Source organism: Cedecea neteri (assembly GCF_000757825.1).
GTDB classification, from domain to species: Bacteria; Pseudomonadota; Gammaproteobacteria; order Enterobacterales; family Enterobacteriaceae; genus Cedecea; species Cedecea selenatireducens.
In genome coordinates, this window is record NZ_CP009451.1 from 4,826,356 (window position 1) to 4,839,618 (window position 13,263).

At 53.4% G+C, this 13,263-nt stretch carries 10 protein-coding genes; 7 read left to right on the forward strand and 3 right to left on the reverse strand.

Going from position 1 to position 13,263, the window contains the following annotated elements; genetic code table 11:
• Positions 1–14 precede the first annotated feature (14 nt).
• Positions 15–2,687 carry a bifunctional acetaldehyde-CoA/alcohol dehydrogenase gene (adhE, locus tag JT31_RS22510; RefSeq protein ID WP_038482485.1) on the reverse strand — a complete coding sequence of 891 codons (2,673 nt, stop codon included), beginning with the start codon at positions 2,685–2,687 and terminating at the stop codon, positions 15–17.
• Positions 2,688–3,162: 475 nt separating this feature from the next.
• Here adhE and JT31_RS22515 point away from each other — a divergent pair, with 475 nt between their 5' ends.
• The 7 genes from JT31_RS22515 (at position 3,163) to JT31_RS22545 (ending at position 11,117) form a co-directional block, all read left to right on the forward strand.
• The gene (locus tag JT31_RS22515; RefSeq protein ID WP_038482487.1) at positions 3,163–3,810 is read left to right on the forward strand and encodes a YchE family NAAT transporter; all 648 of its coding nucleotides are present in this window, start codon (positions 3,163–3,165) and stop codon (positions 3,808–3,810) included.
• Between the two features lie 801 nt (positions 3,811–4,611).
• On the forward strand, positions 4,612–6,243 hold the full coding sequence (gene oppA, locus JT31_RS22520) for an oligopeptide ABC transporter substrate-binding protein OppA (RefSeq protein WP_038482490.1): 1,632 nt from the start codon (positions 4,612–4,614) through the stop codon (positions 6,241–6,243).
• A gap of 109 nt (positions 6,244–6,352) precedes the next feature.
• Positions 6,353–7,273: an oligopeptide ABC transporter permease OppB gene (gene oppB / locus JT31_RS22525; RefSeq protein ID WP_038482493.1), complete on the forward strand. Its 921-nt coding sequence runs from the start codon at positions 6,353–6,355 to the stop codon at positions 7,271–7,273.
• A gap of 12 nt (positions 7,274–7,285) precedes the next feature.
• Positions 7,286–8,194, forward strand: a complete 909-nt coding sequence (gene oppC, locus JT31_RS22530) for an oligopeptide ABC transporter permease OppC (protein ID WP_038483523.1) — start codon at positions 7,286–7,288, stop codon at positions 8,192–8,194.
• Between the two features lie 11 nt (positions 8,195–8,205).
• Entirely contained in the window at positions 8,206–9,219 is a 1,014-nt protein-coding gene (locus JT31_RS22535) for an ABC transporter ATP-binding protein (RefSeq protein WP_038482496.1), read from the forward strand.
• Positions 9,216–10,220 (forward strand): murein tripeptide/oligopeptide ABC transporter ATP binding protein OppF, encoded by a 1,005-nt coding sequence (gene oppF, locus JT31_RS22540; RefSeq protein WP_038482499.1) that lies wholly within the window; start codon positions 9,216–9,218, stop codon positions 10,218–10,220. Before JT31_RS22535 ends, oppF begins: the two co-directional genes overlap by 4 nt.
• Positions 10,221–10,271: 51 nt before the next feature.
• Positions 10,272–11,117, forward strand: coding sequence for an ion transporter (locus tag JT31_RS22545; protein WP_038482502.1), 846 nt, complete (start codon positions 10,272–10,274; stop codon positions 11,115–11,117).
• A gap of 189 nt (positions 11,118–11,306) precedes the next feature.
• Here JT31_RS22545 and JT31_RS22550 read toward each other — a convergent pair whose 3' ends face one another.
• Both JT31_RS22550 and cls read right to left on the reverse strand, forming a co-directional pair.
• Positions 11,307–11,636 carry an HI1450 family dsDNA-mimic protein gene (locus tag JT31_RS22550; protein WP_008454257.1) on the reverse strand — a complete coding sequence of 110 codons (330 nt, stop codon included), beginning with the start codon at positions 11,634–11,636 and terminating at the stop codon, positions 11,307–11,309.
• 37 nt (positions 11,637–11,673) lie between these two features.
• Positions 11,674–13,134, reverse strand: coding sequence for a cardiolipin synthase (cls, locus tag JT31_RS22555; RefSeq protein ID WP_038482505.1), 1,461 nt, complete (start codon positions 13,132–13,134; stop codon positions 11,674–11,676).
• Positions 13,135–13,263 lie beyond the last annotated feature (129 nt).

Sequence of the window (13,263 nt, forward strand, 5' to 3'; positions counted from 1 at the left end):
TTAAGAGCTAATGATTAAGCGGTTTTCTTCGCTTTTATGTCAGCTTTTGCTGCAGGTGCGGCTTCTTTAGCCGCTGCACCTTCTACGAACTCACGGCCGTAGTAGGTATCCAGCAGAATCTGTTTCAGCTCAGAAATCAGCGGATAGCGTGGGTTAGCCCCGGTACACTGGTCATCAAACGCATCTTCAGACAGTTTGTCGACGTGTGCCAGGAAGTCTGCTTCCTGTACGCCCGCTTCGCGGATGGACTTAGGAATACCCAGTTCAGCTTTGATAGAATCCAGCCATGCCAGCAGTTTCTCGATCTTAGCCGCGGTACGGTCACCCGCTGCGGTCAGACCCAGATGGTCAGCGATTTCAGCGTAGCGGCGACGCGCCTGTGGGCGGTCGTACTGGCTGAAAGCAGTCTGCTTGGTTGGGTTGTCATTCGCGTTATAGCGGATAACGTTGGAGATAAGCAGGGCGTTTGCCAGACCGTGAGGAATGTGGAACTGAGAACCCAGCTTGTGCGCCATTGAGTGACACACGCCCAGGAAGGCGTTTGCAAACGCGATGCCGGCGATGGTCGCTGCGTTGTGAACGCGCTCGCGGGCAACCGGATTTTTAGAGCCTTCATTATAGGAAGCTGGCAGGTTTTCTTTCAGCAGTTTCAGCGCTTGCAGAGCCTGGCCGTCAGAGAATTCGCTTGCCAGCACGGAAACGTAAGCTTCCAGCGCGTGGGTCACCGCATCCAGACCGCCGAAGGCGCAGAGCGACTTAGGCATATCCATCACCAGGTTGGCATCAACAATCGCCATATCTGGGGTCAGCGCATAGTCAGCCAGCGGGTATTTCTGGCCGGTAGCATCGTCGGTAACAACCGCAAACGGTGTGACTTCAGAACCGGTACCGGACGTGGTGGTCACCGCAATCATCTTCGCTTTTACGCCCATTTTCGGGAACTTGTAGATACGTTTACGGATGTCCATAAAGCGCAGCGCCAGTTCTTCGAAGTGGGTTTCCGGGTGTTCGTACATCACCCACATGATTTTGGCTGCATCCATCGGGGAGCCGCCGCCCAGCGCGATGATAACGTCTGGTTTGAAGGAGTTTGCCAGCTCTGCGCCTTTGCGAACAACGGTCAGCGTTGGGTCGGCTTCAACCTCAAAGAAGACTTCGGTTTCGACACCAGAGGCTTTCAGCACGGAAGTGATCTGGTCCGCATAGCCGTTGTTGAACAGGAAGCGGTCGGTCACGATCAGCGCACGTTTGTGGCCATCAGTAATCACTTCGTCCAGCGCAATTGGCAGGGAGCCACGGCGGAAGTAGATAGATTTCGGAAGTTTATGCCACAACATGTTCTCAGCTCGCTTAGCAACGGTTTTCTTGTTGATCAGGTGCTTAGGACCCACGTTTTCAGAGATGGAGTTACCACCCCATGAACCACAACCCAGCGTCAGGGAAGGGGCCAGCTTGAAGTTATACAGGTCGCCGATACCCCCCTGAGAAGCCGGGGTGTTAATCAGAATACGTGCGGTCTTCATTTTGTCGCCGAAGAACTTAACGCGCTCAGGCTGGTTGTCCTGGTCAGTGTACAGGCAAGAGGTATGGCCGATGCCGCCCATCTCAACCAGTTTTTCCGCTTTGATGACGGCGTCTTCGAAGTTCTTGGCACGGTACATGGCCAGCGTCGGAGACAGTTTTTCGTGAGCGAAAGGTTCAGACTCGTCGACAACGGACACTTCGCCGATGAGGATTTTGGTGTCTGCTGGTACGGTGAACCCGGCCAGTTCAGCAATTTTGGTGGCTGGCTGACCGACGATAGCAGCGTTCAGCGCGCCATTTTTCAGGATGATGTCCTGCACGGCTTTCAGCTCTTTACCCTGCAGCAGGTAGCCGCCGTGGGTAGCGAAACGTTCACGCACTGCGTTATAAGCAGAGTCAACAACGATGACGGACTGCTCGGAAGCACATATAACGCCGTTATCGAAGGTTTTGGACATCAGAATGGAAGCAACAACACGTTTGATGTCTGCGGTTTCGTCAACCACAACCGGGGTGTTACCGGCGCCAACGCCGATAGCAGGTTTACCGGAGCTGTAAGCTGCTTTAACCATGCCTGGGCCACCGGTCGCCAGGATCATATTGATATCCGGGTGGTGCATCAGGGCGTTAGACAGTTCTACGGAAGGCTGGTCGATCCAACCGATCAGATCTTTTGGTGCACCGGCAGCGATAGCAGCCTGCAGCACGATGTCTGCTGCTTTGTTGGTCGCATCTTTAGCGCGTGGGTGTGGCGAGAAGATGATGGCGTTACGGGTCTTCAGGCTGATCAAAGATTTGAAGATAGCGGTAGACGTTGGGTTAGTGGTTGGCACGATACCGCAGATGATGCCGATAGGTTCAGCGATAGTGATGGTACCGAAGGTATGATCTTCAGACAGCACACCACAGGTTTTCTCATCTTTATAAGCGTTATAGATATATTCGGAAGCGAAGTGGTTTTTAATCACTTTATCTTCGACGATACCCATACCGGATTCGGCGACGGCTAATTTAGCCAGGGGGATTCGAGCGTCGGCAGCGGCCAGGGCGGCAGCACGGAAGATCTTATCGACTTGCTCTTGAGTAAAGTTGGCATATTCACGCTGGGCTTTCTTTACGCGCTCGACGAGGGCGTTCAGTTCCGCGACATTAGTTACAGCCATAATGCTCTCCTGATAATGTTAAACTCTTTTAGTAAATAAGCTGCGCGAGTCGACAGTATAGTCAGCAGCCACAGAATGCGTGTTTAAGACGAAACGGCACCGTACTAAATACCTGGATTCATGCGCTGATTTACTAAAAGAGCCTCATCTGAATAAGCCGTGTTAGTGGAAAACCTGCTCTTCAGATGTGTCCAAGAGTACCCACTTCTGAGTAGCTTTTTCGTGATCCAAATCACAACTATCTCATGCTGACACCATTCAGCAGGCGCTATCCAGGTGGTTGATAAATCTTTAAAAAGTTAGTCACAGCAACGTCGAAACAAAGTACCACAAATTCAACATTCGGGTAACAGTTCGTCATTGCGCTAAAATTACTTGCTGCAGACGTCGATTGCGCAGGGAAATAGCGTAGCGGCGGGGGTGTTTTTCCATTACATTACGCCTGATTTTGCTTTGTTCATTTGCGGAGTTTTGCGTGGCTCAATCCATTTTCGACCTGCCAACCTATATTAAGTTCTTTATCGGGATGTTTGCCCTGGTCAACCCGGTAGGGATTATTCCCGTCTTTATTAGTATGACCAGTTACCAGACTGCGGCGGCGAGAAATAAAACCAACCTCACGGCCAATCTGTCCGTGGCAATTATTCTCTGGACTTCACTCTTTTTGGGTGACGGCATTCTGCAAGTCTTTGGTATCTCTATAGACTCATTCCGTATCGCCGGCGGTATTCTGGTGGTCACTATTGCGATGTCGATGATAAGCGGCAAGCTGGGTGAAGATAAGCAGAATAAGCAAGAAAAGTCTGAGAGCGCCATTCGTGAAAGCGTCGGCGTTGTGCCGCTGGCTTTGCCGCTGATGGCGGGGCCGGGGGCCATCAGTTCGACCATCGTTTGGGGGAGCCGCTACCATAACTGGGGGCATCTGCTGGGCTTCTCTCTCGCCATTGCGCTGTTTGCCTTCAGCTGCTGGTTGCTGTTCCGAATTGCGCCGTGGCTCGTTCGTATGCTGGGGCAAACGGGCATCAACGTGATCACCCGTATCATGGGGCTTTTGCTGATGGCGCTCGGTATCGAATTTATTGTCACCGGAATGAAAGCTATCTTCCCTGGATTGTTAAGTTAATTCCGCTGCCACTTTCAAATGAAAAAGCAGAATCTCTTTTCTGCTTTTTTTCTTTCTGTAGAGAAAAACGCCTCCTCGTCTTGCCCTCATTTTCGCAAAAGCAAATGCGAATCTTTCATAAGAAAATGCTTTGGAAAACCGTACATTAGCGGTTGACCTTGTAACATGTTGTACAGAAAAGTGGCGATCGAAATGATATTTAGCTGCCGTTACGCAATCAGGCTTGCTGCGGGTTTATTGAGATGATATTAGTAATTCATGCCTTCCCGCAGAGGAATGTGCTAAAAAATAATCAATTGTTAATTTTTTGTGAGTGATGAAGCGGGTAAGAGACTGACCTCCCTTCCAGTGCGGTGATATCAGGTTAACTTCATGATTATCAAGATCATGATTGAGTTTTCTCTGGGGCCTGTCACGCATCGCTTTCCCCACATTCTCTCCATAAAGGAGAAATGGTTAACAAATTTGCAAATTGTATTGGCGGGTATGTGACGCTTTTGATACTTTCCGGGCAAAACAATTCGCTGAAAAACGTTTATTTTGCAGATGAGTTTGATTACGCCGCGTCATCATTACCAGCGGAATAAAAAGATTAATGGCCGTCGAACACGCAATCGGCGGTAGTACAGAATCGACGTAATGAGGCCGTCATTAGAGAACGGCCCGAAAATAAAGTCGGTGATAGCGAGAAGTAAAAGCAGTATCCCGTACGGACGCTTAACGCTCCTGCGCTGTAAGGGACCCCTAGGGGAAGAGGCTGGCTTTCGGGCCGGTAATTATAATGAGTGGAGTACCAACACAATGACAAATATCACTAAAAAAAGCCTGATTGCAGCAGGCATTTTAACTGCGCTTATTACCGGCAATGTCGCTATGGCGGCGGACGTCCCGGCCGGTGTGCAATTGGCAGAGAAACAAGATCTGGTTCGTAACAACGGCTCAGAACCACAATCTCTTGATCCGCACAAAATCGAAGGCGTGCCAGAGTCAAACATCAGCCGTGACCTGTTTGAAGGTCTGCTGGTAAGCGACCTGCAGGGCCACCCGTCTCCGGGCGTGGCAGAATCATGGGATAACAAAGACTTTAAAGTCTGGACTTTCCATCTGCGTAAAGACGCCAAATGGTCCAACGGCGACCCTGTGACCGCACAGGACTTCGTATACAGCTGGCAGCGCCTGGCTGACCCGAAAACCGCTTCGCCTTACTCCAGCTATCTGCAGTACGGCCACCTTGCGAATATCGACGATATTATTGGCGGTAAGAAGCCGACCAGCGATCTGGGCGTGAAAGCCATCGATGACCACACTCTGGAAGTCACGCTGAGCGAGCCGGTTCCTTACTTCTATAAGCTGCTGGTTCACCCATCCGTATCTCCAGTGCCGAAAGCCACCGTTGAGAAATTCGGCGACAAGTGGACCCAGCCTGCTAACATCGTGACCAACGGTGCATACAAATTAAAAGATTGGGTGGTGAACGAACGTATCGTTCTGGTGCGTAACACCAACTACTGGAATAACGCCAAAACCGTGATTAACCAGGTCACCTACCTGCCAATCTCTTCTGAAGTAACAGACGTAAACCGCTACCGCAGCGGTGAAATCGACATGACGTACAACAACCTGCCGATTGAGCTGTTCCAGAAACTGAAAAAAGAAATCCCAACTGAAGTTCACGCCGATCCGTACCTGTGCACCTACTACTACGAGATCAACAACCAGAAAGCACCGTTTACCGATCCTCGCGTACGTGCTGCTCTGAAGCTGGGCCTGGATCGTGACATCATCGTGAACAAAGTGAAAAACCAGGGCGATCTGCCTGCTTATGGTTACACCCCACCTTACACCGATGGCGCGAAACTGACCCCGCCAGAGTGGTTCACCTGGTCTCAGGACAAACGTAACGAAGAAGCCAAAAAACTGCTGGCCGAAGCGGGTTACACCAAAGACAAGCCGCTGACCTTCAACCTGCTGTACAACACCTCAGATCTGCACAAGAAGCTGGCTATCGCCGTGGCGTCTATCTGGCAGAAAAACCTGGGTGTGAACGTCAAGCTGGAAAACCAGGAGTGGAAAACCTTCCTGGATACCCGTCATCAGGGTACCTTCGACGTGGCGCGTGCTGGCTGGTGTGCGGACTACAACGAACCGACTTCCTTCCTGAACACCATGCTGTCCGACAGCTCTAACAACACCGCGCACTATAAGAGCCCGGCGTTCGATAAAATCATTGCCGACACCCTGAAAGTGACCGATGAAGCACAGCGTACCGCGCTGTATGAGAAAGCTGAGCAACAGCTTGATAAAGACTCAGCCATCGTGCCGGTTTACTACTACGTTAACGCCCGTCTGGTTAAGCCGTGGGTGGGTGGTTACACCGGTAAAGACCCGATGGATAATGTCTACGTACGTGACTTGTACATTATCAAACATTAATGGCAATTCGTGGGGCAGGGCTCACCGGCTTTTGGCCAGTGGCTAAGTTCTGCCCCATCGTGTCTTATTTACATCGCACTGCAAAGGCACAGGCCAGAAGGTACGGGCAATGTTGAAATTTATTCTACGTCGTTGTCTGGAAGCAATTCCGACACTCTTTATTCTTATAACGATCTCCTTCTTTATGATGCGTCTCGCACCGGGGAGCCCTTTTACCGGCGAACGTACGCTGCCGCCAGAAGTAATGGCGAACATCGAAGCGAAGTATCACCTGAACGATCCGATAACCACCCAATACTTCAGCTATTTAAAACAGCTGGCGCACGGGGATTTTGGCCCGTCATTTAAATACAAAGACTATTCAGTCAATGACCTGGTTGCTTCAAGCTTCCCGGTTTCCGCTAAATTAGGCGCAGCCGCCTTCATCTTTGCCATTGTGCTGGGCGTAACGGCGGGCGTGGTTGCGGCGCTGAATCAAAACACGAAATGGGATTACACGGTAATGGGCTTTGCCATGACGGGGGTGGTCATTCCCAGCTTCGTGGTGGCTCCGTTGCTGGTTCTGGTCTTCGCGATTACCCTCAAATGGCTGCCCGGTGGCGGCTGGAACGGGGGCGCGCCGAAGTACATGATACTGCCGATGATCGCGCTGTCTCTGGCTTACATTGCCAGCATCGCGCGTATTACCCGCGGTTCAATGATTGAAGTCCTGCACTCTAACTTTATCCGCACCGCGCGCGCTAAAGGCCTGCCGATGCGTCGTATTGTGCTGCGTCATGCCCTGAAGCCTGCACTGCTGCCGGTACTGTCGTACCTCGGGCCTGCATTCGTTGGGATCATCACTGGCTCCATGGTTATTGAAACGATTTATGGCTTGCCGGGTATCGGACAGCTGTTTGTTAACGGGGCGCTGAACCGTGACTATTCACTGGTTCTCAGCCTGACCATTCTGGTCGGTGCGCTGACGATTCTGTTCAACGCGGTGGTCGACGTGCTGTATGCCGTCATCGACCCGAAAATCCGTTACTAAGCTGGAGTGGCCATAATGTTGACTAAGAAAAACAGCGAGGCGCTGGAAAACTTCAGTGAAAAACTGGAAGTTGAAGGCCGTAGCCTTTGGCAGGATGCGCGTCGCCGTTTTATCCATAACCGCGCGGCGATCACCAGCCTGTTCGTACTGACGGTGATTGCTTTGTTCGTGGCGTTTGCGCCGGTCCTGTCGCAGTTTAGCTACTTTGATACCGACTGGGGCATGATGTCGGCCGCACCCGATCTGGCGTCCGGGCACTACTTCGGTACTGACTCTTCGGGCCGTGATTTGCTGGTGCGCGTGGCTATCGGGGGGCGTATCTCCCTGATGGTCGGTATTTCTGCTGCGCTGGTTGCGGTAATCGTTGGGACGCTTTACGGCTGCCTGGCCGGTTATCTCGGCGGTAAAATCGACTCCGTCATGATGCGCCTGCTGGAGATCCTGAACTCCTTCCCGTTCATGTTCTTCGTGATTCTGCTGGTGACTTTCTTCGGGCAAAACATCCTGCTTATCTTCGTGGCTATCGGTATGGTGTCCTGGCTGGATATGGCGCGTATCGTGCGCGGCCAGACCCTGAGCCTGAAACGCAAAGAGTTTATCGAAGCGGCTCACGTGGGCGGTGTTTCTACGATTAACATCGTTCTGCGTCACATCGTGCCGAACGTACTGGGCGTGGTGGTGGTTTACGCCTCGCTGCTGGTACCGAGCATGATCCTGTTCGAATCTTTCCTGAGCTTCCTGGGCCTCGGCACGCAGGAGCCTTTGAGCAGCTGGGGCGCATTGCTGAGTGATGGTGCGAACTCCATGGAGGTATCACCGTGGCTGCTGCTGTTCCCGGCAGGCTTCCTGGTGATTACGCTGTTCTGTTTTAACTTTATCGGCGATGGCCTGCGTGATGCCCTCGACCCGAAAGATCGTTAAGGAGTCGCTCCATGAGTACGATTGAAACCTCTCCGGTGGCCGCTCCACTGAGCAAATCTGAGGCATTGCTTGACGTTAAAGATCTGCGCGTGACCTTTGGCACGCCAGACGGTGACGTCACGGCGGTAAACGACCTCAACTTTAGCCTGCGTGCGGGTGAAACCCTCGGTATCGTGGGTGAGTCCGGCTCCGGCAAGTCGCAGACTGCCTTTGCCCTGATGGGCCTGCTGGCGGCCAACGGTCGCATTGGCGGCTCCGCTAAATTCAACGGCAAAGAGATCCTGAACCTGCCGGAATCGCAGCTTAACCGCCTGCGTGCCGAGCAGATCTCGATGATTTTCCAGGATCCAATGACCTCGCTGAACCCGTACATGCGCGTGGGCGAGCAGCTGATGGAAGTGCTGATGCTGCACAAGAAACTCGGTAAAGCGGAAGCGTTTGAAGAGTCTGTGCGGATGCTGGATGCGGTAAAAATGCCGGAAGCGCGTAAGCGTATGCGCATGTTCCCGCATGAATTCTCCGGCGGGATGCGTCAGCGCGTGATGATTGCGATGGCGCTGCTGTGCCGGCCAAAACTGCTGATTGCTGACGAACCTACCACGGCGCTGGACGTTACCGTTCAGGCGCAGATCATGACGCTGCTGAACGAGCTGAAGCGCGAGTTCAACACGGCGATCATTATGATCACCCATGACCTGGGCGTGGTGGCCGGTATCTGCGACAAAGTGCTGGTGATGTATGCCGGGCGTACAATGGAATACGGCAACGCGCGTGACGTGTTCTACAAGCCGGTTCACCCGTACTCCATTGGCCTGCTGAACGCGGTGCCGCGCCTGGATGCGGAAGGTGAGGCTCTGCTCACCATCCCGGGTAACCCACCGAACCTGCTGCGTTTGCCGCAGGGATGTCCGTTCCAGCCTCGCTGCCAGTTTGCGATGGAAGCGTGTAATAGTGCTCCGCCACTGGAGCAGTTTGGTGATGGCCGCCTGCGTGCCTGCTTTAGACCGGTGGAGGAATTAGCATGAGCACCGTTGCAGAAGAGAGAAAAGTTCTGTTAGAAATCGCTGACCTGAAGGTGCACTTTGACATCAAAGACGGTAAGCAATGGTTCTGGCAGCCTTCAAAAACGCTGAAAGCCGTTGATGGCGTTACGCTTCGCCTGTACGAAGGGGAGACCCTCGGCGTGGTGGGCGAGTCCGGCTGTGGCAAGTCGACGTTTGCCCGCGCCATCATTGGCCTGGTGAAAGCGACCGAGGGGCGCGTGGCCTGGCTTGGCAAAGATCTTCTGGGCATGAAGCCGGAAGAGTGGCGCAACGTGCGGAGCGACATTCAGATGATTTTCCAGGATCCTCTGGCCTCGCTGAACCCGCGCATGAACATCGGCGACATTATTGCCGAGCCGCTGCTGACCTATCATCCAAAAATGCCTAAGCAGGAAGTTCGCGACCGCGTGAAGGCTATGATGATGAAAGTGGGTCTGCTGCCAAACCTGGTTAACCGCTACCCGCATGAGTTTTCCGGCGGCCAGTGTCAGCGTATCGGTATTGCGCGGGCGCTGATCCTGGAGCCTAAACTCATTATCTGTGATGAGCCGGTCTCCGCGCTGGACGTTTCCATCCAGGCACAGGTGGTTAACCTGCTGCAGAAGCTGCAGCGTGAAATGGGGCTGTCGCTTATCTTCATCGCCCACGATCTCGCGGTGGTAAAGCACATCTCCGATCGTGTTCTGGTCATGTACCTGGGCCATGCGGTAGAACTCGGCACCTATGACGAGGTTTATCACAACCCGCTGCATCCTTACACCAAAGCGCTGATGTCAGCGGTACCGATTCCCGATCCGGATCTGGAAAAAAATAAAACCATCCAGCTGCTGGAAGGGGAGCTACCGTCGCCAATTAACCCGCCGTCAGGCTGCGTGTTCCGCACCCGCTGCCCGATTGCAGGCCCGGAATGCGCCAAAACGCGTCCGGTACTGGAAGGCAGTTTCCGCCATGCGGTTTCCTGTCTGAAGGTCGACCCGCTATAATCTCGCCAGGGGCCAGCACCGAGCTGGCCCTTTCTTTATGCGAGGATTGCTGTGTCAGGGAACATCTCTTCACTTCGAGCGCTGCTTTACCGCTTTCTGTTTGATCAAAATACCCGTTCCGGGCGCCGGTTTGAGGCGTTTTGCGGCCTGCTGGCGTTGCTCAGCGTTGCCGTTGTATTTACCGAATCAAGCGTAGGGAACGACCCGAGGCTCACGTTCGGCGAATGGCAGCTCTTTATCTGGCTGGAAATCATCTTCACGCTGCTGTTCACCTGCGAATACCTGCTGCGAGTGTTGACCTGGCCTAAACCTGTCCGCTATGTGTTCAGCTTCTGGGGCATTATTGACCTGGCAACCATGCTGCCGCTGTATGTGCTGTGGCTGTGGCCCGAATTTGCTATCCATTACTATTTTGCCTGGCGAGCCATGCGAGCCATTCGCGTGCTGCGCATACTGAAGCTTCTGCGCTATATGCCGGCGCTCAAAAGCCTCTGGCGCAGCCTGCTTAACGCCAGCAACCAGCTGATCCTGTTCTACTCGTTTATTGCCATTGTGATGGTCGCGGCGGGCGCGCTGATGTACGGCATAGAAGGGAAGGCTAACGGCTTTACCAGCCTGGGCGTCGCGGTCTACTGGGCGGTAGTCACGGTGACAACCGTCGGCTACGGCGATATTGTGCCGCATACCGCGCTGGGCCGCTTCGTTGCCTCGCTGCTGATTTTGATTGGTTATTCGGTGATAGCTATCCCTACCGGGATTTTAACGGCTCAAATGTCACAGGATATGCAAAGAAGAAGATCGGTGAGAGAGTGTGTACGGTGTCATCAACAGGATCATGCCGCTAACGCGCACTACTGCAAAACGTGTGGGGAGCATTTACCGCCGAATGAGAAATAATAACGCGGCCAGAAGGCCGCGTGAGGCTGCTGATAAAGTTCATTGCTCTAAAAAAGTCCGAGCCCAGGTCTAACAAAAACAATGAATAATGTTCTCTGGTTTGCCCCAAACAGTCGAAAACCACGTTTTTCGGCTGTTTGTCATCAATCTGACGCGGCCAGAAGGCCGCGTCAGATTATTGCTTCAGTATCACTCACGCCACAGGATGTGGCAAAGCTTGTGGTCTTTCTCGCGGCACAGCAGAACGCGAGCGAAGATATCGTTTAGCTCGCCGCCGTCGGTGTCGGCCAGCCCGATAACCACTTCTGCGAAGAAGTCCGGGTTCAGGTCGAAGTCGACGTGCTCCTGCCAGTCTTCGGCAGGATCAAACAGCTCAGCACCGCCGCGCTCCTCGAACTGCAGATTGAAAAGAATAATGTCGGCAGGGTCGAGGTTATCGCCCGCGAGTTCGAGAAATATGTCGTACGCCTGCTCTAAAGTCTCGTCTTCGGTCAGGCGGTTATTCAGATCCATTTCCATCTCTACATCCACTTATCGAGTGCTGATGCGCCACGTTTTACAGCAACGGACTAAAGAAGTAAAACAGTCGCTCGGTCATACGCTGCCACAGCGGGCGTTTTAGCCATAAATGCGCGTCCAACAGCCGTGAGCGGGAAATATAGTCGTCCTGCACTGCCGCTAAATCACCGGCAAAACCTTCATCATCGATGACCAGCGTAATCTCAAAGTTGAGCCACAGGCTGCGCATATCCAGGTTCACGGTGCCCACCAGGCTTAGCTGGCCGTCAACCAGCACGCTCTTGGTGTGAAGCAGGCCCCCTTCAAACTGATAAATCTTCACACCTGCGGCAAGCAGTTCGGTAAAGAAGGCGCGGCTTGCCCAGCCGACCAGTAGAGAATCGTTTTTACGCGGGACAATAATGCTGACGTCCACGCCTCGCTGAGCCGCGGTGCAAATCGCATGCAGCAAATCATCACTCGGTACGAAGTAAGGGGTAGTCATTATCAGGTATTCGCGCGCCGCGTAGACGGACGTAAGCAACGCCTGATGAATCAAATCCTCCGGGAAGCCAGGGCCTGAGGCAATGGTGTGGATCGTATGACCGCTCGCTTCTTCAAACGGCATGATGTTTTCATCCGGCGGCGGAGGGAGAATGCGTTTGCCGGTCTCTATCTCCCAGTCGCAGGAGTAAACGATGCCCATTGCGGTGGCGACCGGGCCTTCCATACGCGCCATCAGGTCGACCCACTGGCCCACGTTGGCATCCTGCTTGAAGAAACGAGGATCCACCATGTTCATGCTGCCGGTATAGGCAATGTAGTTATCGATCATCACCATTTTGCGGTGCTGGCGCAGGTCCATACGGCGCAGGAAAACACGCATCAGGTTAACTTTTAGCGCCTCGACAACTTCGATGCCCGCGTTGCGCATCATGTTCGCCCACGGGCTACGGAAGAAGGCCACGCTGCCGGCGGAGTCCAGCATCAGCCGGCAGTGAATACCACGACGAGCTGCGGCCATCAGCGACTCTGCTACCTGGTCGGCCATGCCGCCAGGCTGCCAGATATAGAACACCATCTCGATGTTGTGGCGCGCTAGCTGAATATCGCGGATCAGCGCCTGCATGGTGTCATCTGAGCTTGTCAGCAGCTGTAGCTGATTGCCCTTCACGCCGGCGATACCCTGGCGGCGCTCACAGAGCTGGAACAGCGAGCTGGCCACCTCGCTGGTTTCTGAGGCGAAGATATGCTTGCAGTTCTTCAGGTCCTTTAGCCATTTGGCGGTTGAAGGCCACATAGCGCGGGCGCGCTCTGCACGGCGTTTGCCCAGGTGCAGTTCCCCCACCGAAAGATAGGCAATAATCCCGACCAGCGGCAGAATATAGATGATAAGCAGCCAGGCCATTGCGGAAGGTACGGCCCGGCGTTTCATCAATATTCGTAGCGTAACGCCAGCGATAAGCAGCCAGTAGCCGAGAATAACCAGCCAGCTCACCACGGTATAGAAGGTTGTCATGCCTTAAAAATCCTTTTGAAACCGAAGAGTTGAGAGTGTACGCAGAACTTTCATTGCTTAACACTAAAAGTATACGCAAAACGGATGGTTTGCCCGGCAGAAGGTTCTATAATGGCGCGTCTTTTTTGG

Excerpts from the sequence above, each read along its gene's own strand:
- adhE (WP_038482485.1), bottom strand. The coding sequence starts at position 2,687 with ATGGCTGTAACTAATGTCGCGGAACTGAACGCCCTCGTCGAGCGCGTA.
- oppA (WP_038482490.1), top strand. The coding sequence starts at position 4,612 with ATGACAAATATCACTAAAAAAAGCCTGATTGCAGCAGGCATTTTAACT.
- oppB (WP_038482493.1), top strand. The coding sequence starts at position 6,353 with ATGTTGAAATTTATTCTACGTCGTTGTCTGGAAGCAATTCCGACACTC.
- JT31_RS22535 (WP_038482496.1), top strand. The coding sequence starts at position 8,206 with ATGAGTACGATTGAAACCTCTCCGGTGGCCGCTCCACTGAGCAAATCT.
- oppF (WP_038482499.1), top strand. The coding sequence starts at position 9,216 with ATGAGCACCGTTGCAGAAGAGAGAAAAGTTCTGTTAGAAATCGCTGAC.
- JT31_RS22550 (WP_008454257.1), bottom strand. The coding sequence starts at position 11,636 with ATGGAAATGGATCTGAATAACCGCCTGACCGAAGACGAGACTTTAGAG.
- cls (WP_038482505.1), bottom strand. The coding sequence starts at position 13,134 with ATGACAACCTTCTATACCGTGGTGAGCTGGCTGGTTATTCTCGGCTAC.